Source organism: Kaistella carnis (assembly GCF_003860585.1).
In the GTDB taxonomy this organism is placed as follows: Bacteria; Bacteroidota; Bacteroidia; order Flavobacteriales; family Weeksellaceae; genus Kaistella; species Kaistella carnis.
In genome coordinates, this window is the sequence record NZ_CP034159.1 from 311,909 (window position 1) to 327,688 (window position 15,780).

The 15,780-nt window shown below is 37.0% G+C and carries 12 protein-coding genes; 6 read left to right on the forward strand and 6 right to left on the reverse strand.

All coding sequences use genetic code 11. From position 1 onward, the window contains the following. Positions 1-3: 3 nt before the first annotated feature. Positions 4-1,311 (reverse strand): DEAD/DEAH box helicase, encoded by a 1,308-nt coding sequence (locus EIB73_RS01335; protein WP_125021891.1) that lies wholly within the window; start codon positions 1,309-1,311, stop codon positions 4-6. A gap of 254 nt (positions 1,312-1,565) precedes the next feature. On the opposite strand from EIB73_RS01335, the gene EIB73_RS01340 reads away from it, so the two are divergent. The 3 genes from EIB73_RS01340 to EIB73_RS01350 all read left to right on the forward strand — a co-directional run bounded on the left by EIB73_RS01340 (position 1,566) and on the right by EIB73_RS01350 (position 7,434). Beyond that, a complete protein-coding gene (locus EIB73_RS01340) occupies positions 1,566-2,519 on the forward strand; it encodes a T9SS type A sorting domain-containing protein (protein ID WP_125021893.1) in 954 nt (317 codons plus the stop codon). Between the two features lie 235 nt (positions 2,520-2,754). Beyond that, positions 2,755-4,554: a 30S ribosomal protein S1 gene (rpsA, locus tag EIB73_RS01345; RefSeq protein WP_125021895.1), complete on the forward strand. Its 1,800-nt coding sequence runs from the start codon at positions 2,755-2,757 to the stop codon at positions 4,552-4,554. 288 nt (positions 4,555-4,842) lie between these two features. After that, positions 4,843-7,434 (forward strand): T9SS-dependent M36 family metallopeptidase, encoded by a 2,592-nt coding sequence (locus EIB73_RS01350; RefSeq protein ID WP_125021897.1) that lies wholly within the window; start codon positions 4,843-4,845, stop codon positions 7,432-7,434. A gap of 225 nt (positions 7,435-7,659) precedes the next feature. Here EIB73_RS01350 and rplS read toward each other — a convergent pair whose 3' ends face one another. After that, positions 7,660-8,013, reverse strand: a complete 354-nt coding sequence (rplS, locus tag EIB73_RS01355; protein ID WP_125021899.1) for a 50S ribosomal protein L19 — start codon at positions 8,011-8,013, stop codon at positions 7,660-7,662. Between the two features lie 553 nt (positions 8,014-8,566). Here rplS and EIB73_RS01360 point away from each other — a divergent pair. Beyond that, complete coding sequence (locus EIB73_RS01360; protein ID WP_125021901.1) at positions 8,567-9,268, forward strand: CoA transferase subunit A; 702 nt, start codon at positions 8,567-8,569, stop codon at positions 9,266-9,268. A 116-nt stretch (positions 9,269-9,384) separates the two neighbouring features. Beyond that, the gene (locus EIB73_RS01365; protein WP_125026042.1) at positions 9,385-10,932 is read left to right on the forward strand and encodes an IS1182 family transposase; all 1,548 of its coding nucleotides are present in this window, start codon (positions 9,385-9,387) and stop codon (positions 10,930-10,932) included. Positions 10,933-11,045: 113 nt separating this feature from the next. Here the strand turns inward: EIB73_RS01365 and EIB73_RS01370 are convergent, their stop codons facing one another. The 4 genes from EIB73_RS01370 to EIB73_RS01385 all read right to left on the reverse strand — a co-directional run bounded on the left by EIB73_RS01370 (position 11,046) and on the right by EIB73_RS01385 (position 14,877). Then, positions 11,046-11,426 carry a hypothetical protein gene (locus EIB73_RS01370; protein ID WP_125021903.1) on the reverse strand — a complete coding sequence of 127 codons (381 nt, stop codon included), beginning with the start codon at positions 11,424-11,426 and terminating at the stop codon, positions 11,046-11,048. Further along, entirely contained in the window at positions 11,427-11,882 is a 456-nt protein-coding gene (locus tag EIB73_RS01375; protein WP_125021905.1) for a hypothetical protein, read from the reverse strand. It lies immediately after the preceding gene. A gap of 129 nt (positions 11,883-12,011) precedes the next feature. Beyond that, positions 12,012-13,022, reverse strand: a complete 1,011-nt coding sequence (locus EIB73_RS01380) for a flavin monoamine oxidase family protein (protein WP_262706710.1) — start codon at positions 13,020-13,022, stop codon at positions 12,012-12,014. 67 nt (positions 13,023-13,089) lie between these two features. Next, positions 13,090-14,877 carry an ABC transporter ATP-binding protein gene (locus tag EIB73_RS01385; protein ID WP_125021909.1) on the reverse strand — a complete coding sequence of 596 codons (1,788 nt, stop codon included), beginning with the start codon at positions 14,875-14,877 and terminating at the stop codon, positions 13,090-13,092. Between the two features lie 128 nt (positions 14,878-15,005). Between EIB73_RS01385 and EIB73_RS01390 the strand changes: the two genes are divergently transcribed. Then, positions 15,006-15,659: a CoA transferase subunit B gene (locus tag EIB73_RS01390; protein WP_125021911.1), complete on the forward strand. Its 654-nt coding sequence runs from the start codon at positions 15,006-15,008 to the stop codon at positions 15,657-15,659. Positions 15,660-15,780: the final 121 nt, after the last annotated feature.

Here is a 15,780-nt window from a genome sequence, read left to right on the forward strand (position 1 = left end):
GCTTTAGTAAGCGATTTCAATTTTCAGCTTTTTATTCTTTAATCTCTGATCACCTAACGTTTTAAGTAGCGCGACAACTTTTTGTCTGTTCACTGCAACGTAAGAAGTCGTGTCTTTTACCTCAATTAATCCGATATCGTCTTTTTCCAGACCTCCTTTTTTAATGAGAAATCCTACAATATCTACTTTATTGACTTTATCTTTTTTTCCCGCACTTATGTAAATGGTGAGAAAGGGAGTTCTTGCCGGCATTTTGTAATCCTGCGTCAGTTTCTCTTCCGGCGTATTTTTTTTAATGAAAGGAAAATTTTCATCTTCCGTCATGATCAGATAAACAAAACCTTTAGCGTTCATTCTGGCTGTTCTTCCATTTCTATGGATGAAAGCATCTTCTTTTGGCGGTAACTGGTAATGAACAATTGATTCTACTTCTGGAATATCTAAACCTCTAGAAGCCAAGTCGGTTGTGATTAAAATTCGGGAAGAATCATTCTTAAATTTCAGCAGGGCGCGCTCACGTTCATCTTGTTCCATTCCACCATGAAAAGTTTCGCGGGAAATTCCCTTCTCCTTTAGTAGTGCTGAAATACGGTCAACTGCATCTCGGTGATTACAGAAAATTAAAGTTCTTTTGTTTCCGATTTTGCAGAGTAAATTAAAAAGAGTTTCCAGTTTTTCCTCGGAAGTTGTCAGTACTTTACGCAGTTGAAAATCCGGTTTAATTTCCAGTACTTTTAGAAAATCAACCTTCTCCTCGTCCTTTAATCCAGTGAATGAGGGAATTTCAGTCATCGCTGTGGCAGAAGTCAGGATTCTTTGAGAAAGAAGTGGCATTTCGCTGATGATTAAACTCATATCATCGTGGAAACCAAATTCTAATGATTTATCAAATTCGTCTAAAACTAAAGTTTTGATCGTCGTCGCATCGAAATTATCATTTTTTAAATGATACGCGATTCGTCCCGGAGTTCCTATTAGTAAAGCCGGAGCTTCGATTAAATTATTGCCTTCAATTTTTTTATCATGACCGCCATAGCAAACACTCACTTTAAAATCGGTTCCCATTGATTTAAAAACCTGTTCTATTTGTAGTGCCAATTCTCTTGAAGGAACCAAAATCATAGCCTGAATTCCTGAATTTTCTTTTTTAAGATTTCTTAAAACCGGAAAAAGAAAAGCGAGCGTTTTTCCTGAACCTGTAGGAGATAAAAGGAGAAGGTCTTTCTCGTTTTCTGAAGCTTTGTAGGCGGATTTCTGCATTTGATTCATGTCTTGAATCTGCAAATTCTGATAAATTTTCTGTAATTCCATTCTGCAAAGTTACAAGAACTCGTGTATTAATACTATTTAATGACGTATTTAAAGTAAATAGAACCCTGACGATGCTCATTATTGTTTTTAAAAATATTCAAGAAAAATTGAAATTATTTGTTATTAGGTTCACCAACCCATTATTTTATTACTCTTTTTGCTTTTATTTTAGATTATTATTGAAAATTATTAAAAAATATTTGTTTTATAAGAAAAATAGGTGATAGATTTGATTAACAAAAAAATAATTTATTATGAAACAAAATCTATTTTCTTTAATGATTTTATGCGGATCATTAATGAGTGCACAATCCTATTCAAATGGAAATTTGAGCACAGGTGCAACCACAAGTACTTCGGTAGCTGCTCCGGCAGGCTACACATGGAGCGAAATACAGGCCGCTAATACGACTTATGGCGTTGCCGGTTATTCAGACGGAACGAATGTATTCAGATTATCTGATGATTTTACAGTTCCTGCCGGAGAAAGTTGGGCGATTTCCTCCGTGGAGGTTTTTGCTTATCAAACGGGTTCTACAATATTCCCGATCAGTCAAATGAATTTGGTGCTTTGGAATGGCTCCCCAGCTGCTGGTGGCACAGTAGCATTTGGTGATCCTACAACCAATATTATTAATGTTGCCGGTAGTACTGATTCAAAAATGTATAGAGTGGCTGCTTCTGCGGTTGGAACAACAAGAAGAATTTGGCAGGTAAAAGCAAATGTAGCTAAATCGCTGAATCCCGGAACTTATTGGGTCGACTATCAGTTGAAAGCAACAAACAGCGGGGCGGTGTTTTTACCTCCTGTAACCATCGTAGGCTCAAATGGACCCGCAGATGCAAATGCAATTCAGGCAAATGGAGGAGTATGGGCTCCGGTTCTTGATGGTGGTTCTGGCGCAGCACAAGCCATGCCTTTTATCATTACTTATGTTGCAACCACTCTTGGAACTACGGAGACCCTACAGTTAGACAGCAGAGTAGTGGTTTATCCGAACCCAACTACTGATTCTTTTAAATTGTCGTTGCCATTTGATTCGAAGAATTCAAAGACAGAAGTAAGTATTTATGATGTTACCGGTAAAAAAGTTAAAAGCTTTAAAATCGCAGATTCGTATAATGTGAGCGATTTGCAGAAAGGAATTTACCTAATTAAAGTAAATGACGGACAAAACATTAAAGCAACAAAATTAATTAAAAACTAAAAGTACTTTATAATGTATTTAACAGGCGCGATCTACGGATCGCTCTTTTTATTTTCCACCTATTCATTAGAAGTAAAAAATATTATTAAAATAATAAGAAAAAAGAGTATCTTTGCACGACTTTTTGTGCAAGCATTTGGCGAAGTTAAAACATTAACAATTAACATCTTCTGTATTTTTCGATAGTTCACATTAAGCCAATGATTGAAATTACAGGATACAAATTATTTATTTTATGTCAGAAACGACAGACAAAGCAGAGGTTCTTTTGAACCAAAACGTAGCTCCAGAACAGTTTGATTGGGATTCATTTGAATCAGGTCTTGATGCAGAATCAAGACAGGAGAAAAGTGATCTGGAAGAAATCTATAACGGATCTCTAAACAATCTACAGGACAACGACGTTCTTATTGGTAAAGTTGTAAGACTTACCGACAAAGAAGCGATTGTTGACATCAACTTTAAATCTGAAGGAGTAATCTCTTTAAACGAATTCCGTTATAACCAAGGTCTAGCAGTAGGTGATGAGGTTGAAGTAATGGTTGACAGAAGAGAAGATAAATCAGGACAGTTACAATTATCTCATAAAAAAGCCAGAACACTTAAAGCTTGGGATAAGGTAAACGAACTTCACGAAACTGGAGAAATCGTAAACGGTTTTGTTAAATCAAGAACTAAAGGAGGTATGATCGTAGATGTTCTCGGTATTGAAGCATTCTTACCAGGATCACAAATCGACGTGAAACCAATTAAAGATTATGATCAATTCGTTGGTAAAACAATGGAATTCAAAGTTGTTAAAATCAATCCTGAGTTTAAAAACGTAGTAGTTTCTCACAAAGCATTGATTGAAGCAGATATCGAAGGTCAGAAAAAAGAAATCATTGCACAATTAGAAAAAGGTCAGGTATTAGAAGGTACGGTTAAGAATATTACGTCTTACGGTGTATTCGTTGACTTAGGTGGTGTTGATGGATTAATCCACATTACAGATCTTTCTTGGAGCAGAGTTAATCACCCATCAGAAATCTTAGAGGACGGACAAGTTGTAAAAGTTGTAATCCTTGATTTTGATGATGAGAAAACAAGAATCCAGTTAGGTATGAAGCAATTGGAAGCTCATCCTTGGGATGCTCTTTCTGCTGACATGAAAGTGGGTGACAGAGTAAAAGGTAAAGTAGTTGTACTTGCTGATTATGGTGCATTTGTAGAAGTTGCTCCAGGTGTTGAAGGTCTAATTCACGTTTCAGAAATGTCTTGGTCAACTCACTTAAGAAGTGCAGGTGATTTCGTAAAAGTAGGAGACGAAGTTGAAGCAGAAGTTTTAACTTTAGATAGAGAAGACCGTAAGATTTCTTTGGGTATGAAGCAATTAAGCCAAGATCCATGGTCTAACATCGAATCTAAATATCCAGTAGGTTCTGAGCACACAGGAATTGTAAGAAACTTTACAAACTTCGGTGTATTCGTAGAATTGGAAGAAGGTATCGACGGATTAATCTATATCTCTGATCTTTCTTGGACAAAGAAAATCAAGCATCCATCAGAATTCTGTGCAGTTGGAGATCAATTGAAAGTTGTAGTTCTTGAATTAGATACAGCAGCAAGAAGATTATCTTTAGGTCACAAACAATTACAGGAAAATCCTTGGGATAAATTCGAAACTAAATATGCTGAAGGAACTGTACATGCAGGAACTGCAACTGAAGTATTCGACAAAGGAGCTCAGGTTCAGTTTGAAGATGCAGAAGTTGAAGCATTCTGTCCATCAAGATTATTAGAGAAGGAAGACGGATCTAAAATCAAGAAAGGAGAAAGTGCAGATTTCAAAGTGATCGAATTCAACAAAGAATTTAAGAGAGTAGTAGTTTCTCATACAGGAATCTTCAGAGACGAAGAAAAGAAAAATGTAAGAGAGCAATCTTCTAATCAATCATCTAACAAATCAACAGGTTCTTCTCAAAACGAAGAAAAATCAACTCTTGGTGATTTAGACGTATTAGCAGAATTGAAAAAGAAAATGGAAGGTAAATAAGCCTTAGTTTTCAAACTATATCATGTGAGCTGTCGAAAGACAGCTCATTTTTTTTGTTTTTGAGTCATCTTAAATGCTTTGATTAACCACCTTTCCCCAAAAAAATTAAACAGATCAGCAAAATTTTTATTTCTACTTTACACTCCGCAACTATCTGAAAATCTAAAACTTCAAAGAATTAAAATATCTTTAAAAATAGAGATCTGCGTTAAATTTCGTTTTTTTCGTGTTAAAAATTCAATACTTAAGACTTTTTTTTATAAATTCGGCGACTAATAATAAAGTTATATGAAAAATAGAAATTTACCCTTGAAAATTGCTGCGGTTTGTTTCCTGTTTTCGTTCGGTCACGCCAACGCTCAGGATTTTAAAACCCTTATCAAAAACCATATGTCCACGCAGAGTGGTTTTCTCAAATCTGATTTGAAGAATTTTGAAATCATCAATGAAGATTTTTCTAAGTCGATGAATGGAGATGTGGTAAAGATTCAGCAGTCTTTGAATGGTATTCCAGTTTACAATGCCACAGGTACTGCTTTAATTAAATCTGAAAAAGTCACCTATTTTGAGCAAAGTTTTGCGAAAAACTACGCCAATATTTCAAAACCAAACGTTGCCTCGGCGAATACAGCGATTTTTGCTAATGTTGCGCAGAACCTAGGTTTAAAGAATGCCAATCAATATCAACTGATAGGAATCAATGATGTAGAAAATGATACTGCTGCAAACGTAAAAAATAGATTAATATATTTTCAAACAGAAAACCATGATCTGAGGTTATGTTATGAATTCATTTTTGAAGAGAAAGGAACCTCAAATTATTGGGCAATTCTAGCGGATGCGACCACGGGAGAGGTTTTAAACAAGGAAAATTTAACTGTTTCCTGTCAGTTTGCACATGATGCATACAGCCATGACTATTCTGCTCATCTTCCGACAGGTTTTACCGCAGACTTTAGCAATAATGAGAACAAATTGGTAGGTCCAGATGCTTTGGCGCCGGCAGATGCACAATATCGCGTATTTGCATTTCCTGTAGAAAGCCCAAATCACGGCCCGCGTACTTTAGTGTCTAATCCGTGGTTTGCAGATGCATCTCCAGATGGATGGCATACCGTTGCAGGAGGAATCTATGCAGGGAATTATACGAACACCAAAGGAAATAACGTTTTCGCTTATGAAGATAGAAGTAACCTTAATATAGAAGGCCAATTTGCAGAAGGGGGACCAACAAGAGTTTTTGATTTTCCTATGATTGCAGATAATGCGAATTATAATTTGAATGCTTCCATCACCAATTTATTTTACGTTAATAATAAAGTTCATGACATATTTTACCGCTTAGGTTTTACTGAAACGGCTAGAAATTTTCAGGCATTCAATTTCGGAAAGGGAGGATTACAGAACGATTACGTTCGTGCCGAAGCGCAAGATGGAGGAGGCAGAAACAATGCTAACTTCTCTACACCGTCAGATGGTGGTAGACCAAAAATGCAGATGTATCTTTTCGACGGAAGCGTTGTAGACAGAGTTTTCTACAATACGCCACCCGAAGCCGTAGGACGTATCGTGCCTAACGTGGTTTCAACCACTTTTGGACCGACCTTGACAGCTACCGGTGTTACTGCCGATGTTAAGCTGGCTTCTGTACTAGACGGTTGTACCGCGCTTCCAGCAGGGTCACTTGCCGGAAAAATAGGTCTCATGGAAAGAGGGACTTGTGGTTTTACCGTAAAAGTTAAAAATGCTCAAGACGCCGGTGCTGTTGCAGCAATTATTTACAGTTTACCGGATTCTACACCTACTTCAGGAATGGGAGGAGCAGATGCAACCATCACAATACCATCAGTCCTGGTAGAAAACAACGAAGGGGTTTATATTAAAAATCTACTGACTACAACTGATGTTAATATTACGTTGAAATATGACGCCGTAAACCAAAGAACTAAAGATGGAAGTTTGGATAACGGGATTGTAGTTCATGAATATGGTCATGGTATTTCCAACAGGTTAACGGGAGACGGATACTCATGTTTATCTACAACAAGTACTAAAGAGCAGATGGGAGAGGGTTGGTCTGATTTCTTTGCTTTAATGCTGACCAATCAACCAGGAGACACAAAAGAGGTAGCGAGAGGAATTGGTACTTTTGCATCGTCTGAACCTATTTCCGGCCTTGGAATTCGTCCCGCAAAATATTCTCCGGATTTCGCAGTTAATAATTATACTTATGGTGCGACCAATTCTATGGGTACTAACGCATCGCCTACTGTGCATTCTATTGGATTTGTTTGGGCAACAATGCTTTGGGATCTTCATTGGAAATTTGCAGAAAAATATGGGTATTCTTCTGATGTAATGGCTAACACAACCAACGGAAGTACAAAAGTATTACAATTGGTAACAGATGGTTTGAAATTGCAGCCGTGTAGTCCAACATTCATTGACGGTCGAAATGCAATCCTGGCGGCAGATGCTGCAGCAGGTGGAGCAGACAAGTGTATGATTTGGGATGTGTTCGCTAAAAGAGGATTAGGAGTAAATGCTTCCGCAGGATCCAAACTTGTCATTACTGACCAGGTTGAAAATTTCGAAGTTCCTGCAGAATGTGCAAACCTTGCGACAAGCAACGTGGTGGCAGGTAAAGAAATGAGTCTCTATCCAAACCCTGCGAAGAATGAATTCTTTATCAAGTCTGCTAAAAATATCTTGGGCAAAGTAAATGTTCAGATCTATGACGCTTCTGGAAAATTGGTTTCCAGCCAAAAAATTTCTGCCTCAGATTCTGTAAATACACAAACATTACCAAATGGTATTTATGTGGTAAAAGTGGAAGGATTAGGCATTCAGTATTCTTCAAAACTAATGATCAAAAAGTAATTTTTTCAATACTAAATGAAAACCGTCTTGTTTATTCAAGACGGTTTTTTTTGGGCAATAATTTGTTGCCTTTTGCTAAAGGTTTAAATCAATATGCGTTTGAAAGCATCGTGAAATAGTACGCGTAACGTTCCGAGTAGTTTTATCGTACTTTACCAATCTTATTTGAAAAATAAAAAACCCATCAAAATAAATTGATGGGTTTTTCTAATATTGTAAACTGAATTACTTTTTGTAAGCAGCGTCTTTAATTCTCGCTTTTTTACCTCTAAGGTTTTTGAAGTAGAAAATTCTTGCTCTTCTTACTTTACCTCTTCTGTCGATTTCAATTTTTTGTAGTGCAGGCATATTCAATGGGAAAACTCTTTGAACTCCAACATCACCACTCATTTTTCTGATGGTAAAAGTTTTAGTTGCACCGGTTCCTCTCAACTGAAGTACTACTCCTTTAAAGAACTGAGTTCTTGTTTTAGCACCCTCTCTAATTTCGTAATACACGGTGATGGTATCACCAGCTTTGAATTTTGGGAATTCTTTTTTTGCAATGTACTTGTCTTGTACGTACTGTAATAAATCCATTTTTTTTATAAAAAAATTTGTTTTGTCAAGCTAAACAACGTTCACGCCCTTCGTCAGAGGTTGATTAACAGGGTGCAAAAATAAGATAAAAAATGCAATCTGCCAACACTTTACAAAAATAAATCCGTAATTATTTAACCCATAAAATTAACCTCAACCTAAACCTCAACCTTAATCTTAACCTTAACCTTCTCTTCATCCACGACTTTATCTGCCATATTATTTGGGCGTGCCCTTCACTCGGTCATTGGCGCTCGCTTCGCTCGCGCCAACTCCCTCTCTCAGGTCGGGCTCTGCGCTCTATCTTTTTTCCCTTGCTTTTCCCTTGGCCAAAAAAAGGATGCCGCTTCGATCCCTCACGCAACCCCGAACACTGATCGAAACTCGATCCAACTTTCAGATGAGTCTCTTAAAATTTAGCGAATCAAAAAAGTGAAATTTTTACTAATCTACATTTATTAACAGACGCTTTTACATTTTGGCTTTAGAAAGGATTGTAATTCTCATTCTCAAAAAAATTCGTAAATTTCTACCACAAAATTATAATCAGACGATGATCGATAAAAGAGTAAAAAATGCCAAAGAAGCAATCGCTGGAATTAGCGATGGAATGACTTTAATCGTTGGCGGATTCGGCCTTTGTGGAATTCCCGAAAATTCAATTAATGCTTTGGTAGAAAGCAATGTTACCAACTTGACCTGTATTTCTAACAACGCCGGCGTTGATGATTTTGGTTTGGGATTGCTTTTACAGAAAAAACAAATCAAAAAAATGATCGCTTCTTACGTGGGCGAAAATGCAGAATTCGAAAGACAGATGCTTTCCGGAGAACTCGATGTAGAATTAACGCCACAAGGAACTTTAGCCGAAAAATGCCGCGCTGCCCAACATGGAATTCCGGCTTTTTATACGCCTGCAGGTTATGGAACTGAAGTCGCAGAAGGAAAAGAAACCAAAGAATTCGATGGTAAAATGCATATCCTGGAACACGCTTTCAAAGCAGATTATTCCATAGTAAAAGCCTGGAAAGGTGATCACGCCGGAAATTTAATTTTCAAGGGAACTGCCAGAAACTTCAATGCGCCAATGGCGGGAAGTGGGAAAATTACCATCGCTGAAGTGGAGGAATTAGTAGAACCGGGACAACTCGATCCCAACGAAATTCACATTCCAGGAATTATGGTTCAAAGAATTTTTCAGGGTGAGAAATTTGAGAAAAGAATTGAGCAAAGAACAGTTAGAAAAAGACCTTAGATATTCTTAGTTGAATTACTTTTAATAATGATGAAGCCGTCTCAATACTGAGGCGGTTTTTTCTGTGTTTAACATTTGTCAGTTTTAAAGGGTTTTACTATCTTTAAGTATTGATAATCAATTATATGAGTATTAAATTTAAAGATTATAACCAGCAACAAAATTGGTTATTCCCACCATCAATCGAGGAATTGATTCCAGAAAATCATCCCGTTCGGGTCGTTAATGGAATTATTGAACAACTGGATTTACGATTGCTCATTGAAGAGTATAGTAAAGATGGCAAACCGAGCTTTCATCCCAAGATGATGCTTAAGGTGATGGTTTACGCTTATATGGATAATACGTATTCCAGCAGGAAGATTGAAAAAGCGATGCGTGAGAATATTAATTTTATGTGGTTGTCCGCTCAACAGGTCGCAGACCATAACACCATCGCACGTTTTCGGAGCAAGAAACTCAAGACTATTTTCAAAGACATTTTCAAACAGGTCGTCCTGTTATTAGCAGAGGAAGGACTCGTTAGCTTGAAAGAAGTTTTTACCGATGGAACTAAGATAGAGTCTATTGCCGGGAGATATACCTTCGTTTGGGGCAATGCCATTAAAACCAGAAAAGAGAAGATGGCAGAACAACTTGAACAAATGTGGAACTATGCCCAAAGCATTGCTGAGGAAGAAGACAGCGATCCTACACCACCGGAGTTTAAAACCATCGATAGAGATAAAATAGAGAAGACCGCCAAGAAAATAGAAGAGATCATCAGCAAAAACCCGCAGGCATCCACCAAAGCAAAGGCAAAATTAAGATACATTCAAAAGAATTTTTCTCAGAACCTGGATAAGTACGAGGAGCAGGAAAAACTTTTGGACGGACGTGGCAGTTATAGTAAGACCGATCCCGATGCCACATTTATGCGCATGAAAGATGATCATATGCAGAATGGGCAACTTAAACCCGCCTACAACGTGCAGGTAAGTTCGCAGTCCCAGTTTGTTATTCATTATACTTTACACCAAACCACCAATGATTTAAATACGCTTCAACCACACCTCAATACTTTTGAAGAACTTTATCAGTTTTTGCCGGAAGAACTTACTGCTGATGCTGGTTACGGCAGTGAAGAAAATTATGATTTTCTGGAAGAGAAAAATATAGAAACCTTCGTAAAATACAACACCTTCGATAAGGAACAGGGTATTTTAAAATCGAAAAGAAAGAAAATCAACGAAGACTTTCACCACGATAAACTTTATTATAACGAAGAGAAAGATCAGTATATCTGTCCGATGGGGCAACCGATGAATAAAATCACCAACCGAAATCGAAAAACCAAAAGCGGTTATGCTCAGACAAGTTCACTGTACCAGGCTCAAAACTGCAACGGTTGTCCGCTGCGAGGGGCTTGCCATAAAGCCCAGGGAAACAGAATAATAGAACGCAACCAAAATTTAGAACGGCATAAGGAGAGAGTTCGGGAAAACCTCTTGAGTGAAATCGGTGAAATAAAACGCAAACAACGCACGGCGGATGTAGAACCCGTCTTTGCACATATCAAATCCAATCGGAACTTCAAGCGTTTTACACACACTGGAATAGAAAAAGTGGAATTAGAGTTCGGATTACACGCTTTAGCACACAATCTAAGAAAAAAGAGTGCTTAAGTAAGAGCACCTTTTTATCCTAATGTGCAAAAATCACAAATAATCAAAATTTAACGCTTTACAAAAGAAAATAAAAAAACCGCCTCAAATTTTATTTTGAGACGGCTTCCTTTTTAAAGTTTATTCTCGGCAAAATTCTTCCATCGGTGTTCAAAATATTCATTCTCAATTTCAGAATATTTAAAACCATTCATAAAATCTGTAAGGTTAAGATTGTTGTCTGTCCAATATCCATAATTATCTTTCCAAGGCATTATCATTACTACTTTGCCATCTTTATCTAAACCAATTTCTCTTTCTGGAATTCCGCCCGCGTCAAATTCGATGAGCCAAGTATTGATCTTGTCAATTTCATTTTCAAAATCAGGATTTGCTTTTGGGATTATTGTTGAAAGAAATTTTCCTAGTAAAGTACGAAGCAAATTTGATTTTACAGATTCGATACTTTCAGCAAGTTCTATTTTTAGATAAGTGTTTTTCTTAAAAAATGACATTCAATGCTGTTCTACAATTTTATTATTTTTTATAAAAAGATTAATTGAGGCGATAAACAAGACAATAAAACTTGAAATCCAAAAATAAAACCCAACTCCAAGTTTTATGATGGCTGTCGATGCGCCACTTTCACCATCCATAATAGAATCAAGTGTTGTGAAATAGAGGGCAAGAATTACAGATAAACCTACTAGTATAACCCCAACTTTCTCTTTATTGAGTATCAAAAAACCACCAAAAAGATAGAGCGGGTTTGCTAACCAGATGATCGTTGGAATTAATCCTCCGCCCAAAATGGCCATCCATCCTGCAAGCAGCATAAAAAAGGAACTGGAATAGATATCTGCTTTTGGATTGGCAACATAGAAAGGCGTAAAAAACATCGATAAAATATAGAGCACAATACTGATGATCACCAACCAAAAATTCGGACTTTTTATTTCTTCTTTAAACATAATGGAATATTTTATTTTACCGTAATATAAATTAGGTCATTGCGAAATCAAACGAACAGTAGAATCAGAAAACGACGTTGGCTCTATAAAATTTAGGTGTTCAAATCAAATTAAACGATAACCCAAGATTTATTTTAGTTGTAATTCTAAAATTCTGCGTATCGTTTCCTTCGCAGATATTACCGCTCCTTCCATATATCCGGGAAATTGTGAAGAAGTTTCCGAGCCCGAAATTATTAGTCTTTCCTCAAAATAAGTTTTGAAAATGGGATGTCCATTATTTTGGTGTGGATAAATTGGCGAGTGGGATTCTTGAAAAGTTGCAACCTCTTCACTCCACACCCGTTCTTCATAAGTCACAAATTCAGTAACCGGATTTCCGAAAATATTTTTCAATTGGTTGATAACAAGTTGCTTTCGTTCAGATTTTGAGAGCTTTTTAAAGTCGGAATTAATAAAACCACATAATGCATATCTTGAATTTTCCGCATCCGACTGATCGTAAAATTCCACAACAGGACCCACATTGCTAAATAACGTTCGCGGGATTTGTTCTTCCATCCAAAAAGGTTTTGCAAAAGTTAAGGCAACCTTAATAGAATCTTCCATCCAAGTGAGTGTTTGCAATGCAATATCTTTTAAATCTTCAGAAATTGAAGGTTGAAAATCAATACGGTTCGCCCACAATTTTGGTGGTAACGCGAGAACTACAGAATCACCTTCGAAAATAGTTTCTGCTTTTACCGAAACTAAATTTTCCGTAAACGTAATCTGACTTACCGTATGATTCAGAAGGAAATCTTCGGGATTTAATTTTTCCAGTAGTCTATTGATGAGCGCAGAAGTTCCGCCAGAAATTCTGTAACTCGGTTCATTTTTTGGAATTCCCAAGATTTGAGCGTGTAAATTTGGATTAGGCTCATAAAAAACTTTCGTGTCCATAAACTGTTCAAAACGTTCAATTCCTAATTCCTCCCAGAGCGCGATTAAATTGACATGTTGATTCGTAAACCATGTCGCACCCATTTCGATCGGCGCCTCATTTTCTCTATAAACGGTATTGATTCTTCCGCCAAATCTATTTCTCGAGTCTAAAATTTTAAAGGGAATTCCTTCTTTCTTTAAAAGATAACCCGTCAAGAGTCCTGATAAACCTCCTCCTACAATAATAATCGTTCTTCAGTTGTTTGCTTTAATTTACGATACCCTAAATCTTCCGTTCCCCAATCTGCTGACGCCACATCGCATAATACAATCCTTTTTCCTCCAGCAAATTTTCATGGGAACCGGTTTCAATTACTTTTCCACGTTCTAAAACATAGATTCGATCAGCATGCATAATTGTAGATAATCGATGCGCAATCAAGACAGTAATCTGTTCTTTCTGTTCCGAAATATCTCTAATGGTCGTCGTGATTTCTTCTTCCGTAATGCTGTCTAAAGCCGAGGTTGCTTCATCAAAAATCAGCAAATGCGGTTTTCTCAATAAGGCTCTGGCAATGGCGATTCTTTGTTTTTCACCACCGCTTAATTTAAATCCACCTTCACCAATTACCGTATCTAAACCGTCTTCCGCTCGCTCGATCAAAGCCGTAGCGCTTGATTTTTTTAATGCCGTACTCAAATCCTGATCTGTTGCTTCCGGATTTACAAAGAGTAAATTTTCTTTGATGGTTCCGGCAAAAAGTTGCGTGTCCTGCGTTACAAAACCGATCTGATTTCTCAGTTCATCGATATCGAATTCATTACCATTGATATTATTGTAATAAATAGAACCTTCATTTGGACGGTATAATCCCACCAGTAATTTTACTAAAGTACTTTTCCCCGCGCCACTCGGGCCGACAAAAGCAATCGTTTCTCCATTTTTAACTTCAAAAGAAATATCGTTCAGCGCCTTGTAAGTAGCAGACTGATATTTGAAACTAACATTTTTAAATTTTAATTTATTGATGGCCCCAATTTTTTTCGGATTAAGTGGTTTTTCTTCGGTTGGCTTTTTCATTAAATTATCAAAATTAAATAAGGAGGCCTCGGCTTCGCGATAAGAGATGATGATATTTCCGATTTCCTGCATCGGCCCGAAAATAAAGAATCCATAAAACATTAACGAGAGATATTGCCCCGGCGTCACGATGTTTTTAAAAATTAAAAAGAGCAAAGTCAGCGTAATCATCTGTTGTAGAAAATTCACCAAGGTTCCTTGAATGAAACTTAAAGAACGGATGCTTTTCACCTTTCTCAATTCCAGACCTAAAATTTTGTAGGTATTGCTGTTGAGCCTTTTAACTTCCTGCTGCGTAAGACCCAAACTTTTTACGATCTCAATATTACGTAGACTTTCGGTGGTACTTCCCGCCAAACTGGTAGTCTGAGCCACAATGTTTTTCTGAATTTTTTTAATTCTTTTACTTAATAAATTGGTGATAAAGGCAATGAAAAATATTCCCACCACATAAACCGGCATAATCGCCCAGTGTAACTGAATGGCATAAACAGAAACGAAAATAATACTAACTAAAATCCCAAAGAAAATATTGATGAAATTGTTGATGAATTTCACTGAATCTTCTCTTACTTTTGTGAGGATTGATAAGGTTTCACCACTTCTTTGATCTTCAAATTCTTGAAAAGGTAAGGCCATGGAATGTTGCAGTCCATCGGTGAAAATATTGGCTCCAAATTTTTGCGTAATCACGCTCGAGGTATAATCCTGAAAGGCTTTTGCAATCCTGCTCACCATTGCAACACCGATTAATAATCCTATAAAATAAAAGGCGCCGTGGTAAATGCTGGTGCCGTATAAATATTCCTCCAGACTTCTGCTTAAAAGTTTTTCTTTGTCGAAAAAGTTGGGATTAGTCACTAATTGATCCAGAATTTTTCCTGTAATCGCGGGACCAAACAACGAAAATACCTGATTGATGGTGGCGAAGACTAAAGATAAAATCAAAAGCCATTTATGAGGTTTTAAATATTTAAAAAGTGTTTTCATTTAAAAAAAAAATAATTGGCTGCAAAATTAGAGATATTAATTGGTTTGTTTGGGTCATCCCATAGAATGTCTCAATAGCATTTGTATAGGAAATGAAAAAGCAATAAATTGCAGTTCAAGTTTACATTATGCTAACAAAAGAACAAATCGCGCAGCGCATCTCCAAAGAAGTAAAAGATGGCTATTACGTTAACCTCGGAATTGGGATTCCGACTTTGGTTGCTAACTTCGTTTCTCCGGATCTTTCTGTGGAATTTCAAAGTGAAAATGGGGTTCTCGGAATGGGACCGTTTCCTTTCGAGGGTGAAGAAGATCCGGACTTAATTAATGCCGGAAAGCAAACGATCACCACACTTCCCGGAGCATCATTCTTTGATTCTGCTTTCAGTTTCGGAATGATCAGAAGTAAGAAAGTTGATTTAACGATTCTTGGAGCGATGGAAGTTTCTGAAAAAGGTGATATTGCCAATTGGAAAATTCCCGGTAAAATGGTGAAAGGAATGGGCGGTGCCATGGATTTAGTGGCTTCGGCTGAAAATATTATTGTTGCCATGATGCACGTTAACAAAGCCGGCGAAAGTAAAATCCTGAAAAAATGTACGCTTCCTTTAACCGGAGTTGGTTGTGTGAAAAAAGTAGTGACTGAAATGGCGGTTTTAGAAGTAACGCCCAACGGTTTCAAACTTTTGGAAAGAGCGCCTGGAGTTTCTGTTGAAGATATCATGAAATCTACAGAAGCAGACTTAATCATCGACGGAGAAATTCCGGAAATGCAGTTTTAAATCAAATCATTTGCAATAAAGAATAAATCCTTTTCAGTTATGAAAAGGATTTATTCTTTATAAATTTTCTAAAAAGATCTAACTAGGAATTTGCAATATCAATTGGCGTAGGAAGCGTAGG

What these genes read in the sequence shown, in the direction of transcription:
- EIB73_RS01335 (WP_125021891.1), bottom strand. Translation starts at nt 1,311, where the DNA reads ATGGAATTACAGAAAATTTATCAGAATTTGCAGATTCAAGACATGAAT.
- EIB73_RS01340 (WP_125021893.1), top strand. Translation starts at nt 1,566, where the DNA reads ATGAAACAAAATCTATTTTCTTTAATGATTTTATGCGGATCATTAATG.
- rpsA (WP_125021895.1), top strand. Translation starts at nt 2,755, where the DNA reads ATGTCAGAAACGACAGACAAAGCAGAGGTTCTTTTGAACCAAAACGTA.
- EIB73_RS01350 (WP_125021897.1), top strand. Translation starts at nt 4,843, where the DNA reads ATGAAAAATAGAAATTTACCCTTGAAAATTGCTGCGGTTTGTTTCCTG.
- rplS (WP_125021899.1), bottom strand. Translation starts at nt 8,013, where the DNA reads ATGGATTTATTACAGTACGTACAAGACAAGTACATTGCAAAAAAAGAA.
- EIB73_RS01360 (WP_125021901.1), top strand. Translation starts at nt 8,567, where the DNA reads ATGATCGATAAAAGAGTAAAAAATGCCAAAGAAGCAATCGCTGGAATT.
- EIB73_RS01370 (WP_125021903.1), bottom strand. Translation starts at nt 11,426, where the DNA reads ATGTCATTTTTTAAGAAAAACACTTATCTAAAAATAGAACTTGCTGAA.
- EIB73_RS01375 (WP_125021905.1), bottom strand. Translation starts at nt 11,882, where the DNA reads ATGTTTAAAGAAGAAATAAAAAGTCCGAATTTTTGGTTGGTGATCATC.
- EIB73_RS01385 (WP_125021909.1), bottom strand. Translation starts at nt 14,877, where the DNA reads ATGAAAACACTTTTTAAATATTTAAAACCTCATAAATGGCTTTTGATT.
- EIB73_RS01390 (WP_125021911.1), top strand. Translation starts at nt 15,006, where the DNA reads ATGCTAACAAAAGAACAAATCGCGCAGCGCATCTCCAAAGAAGTAAAA.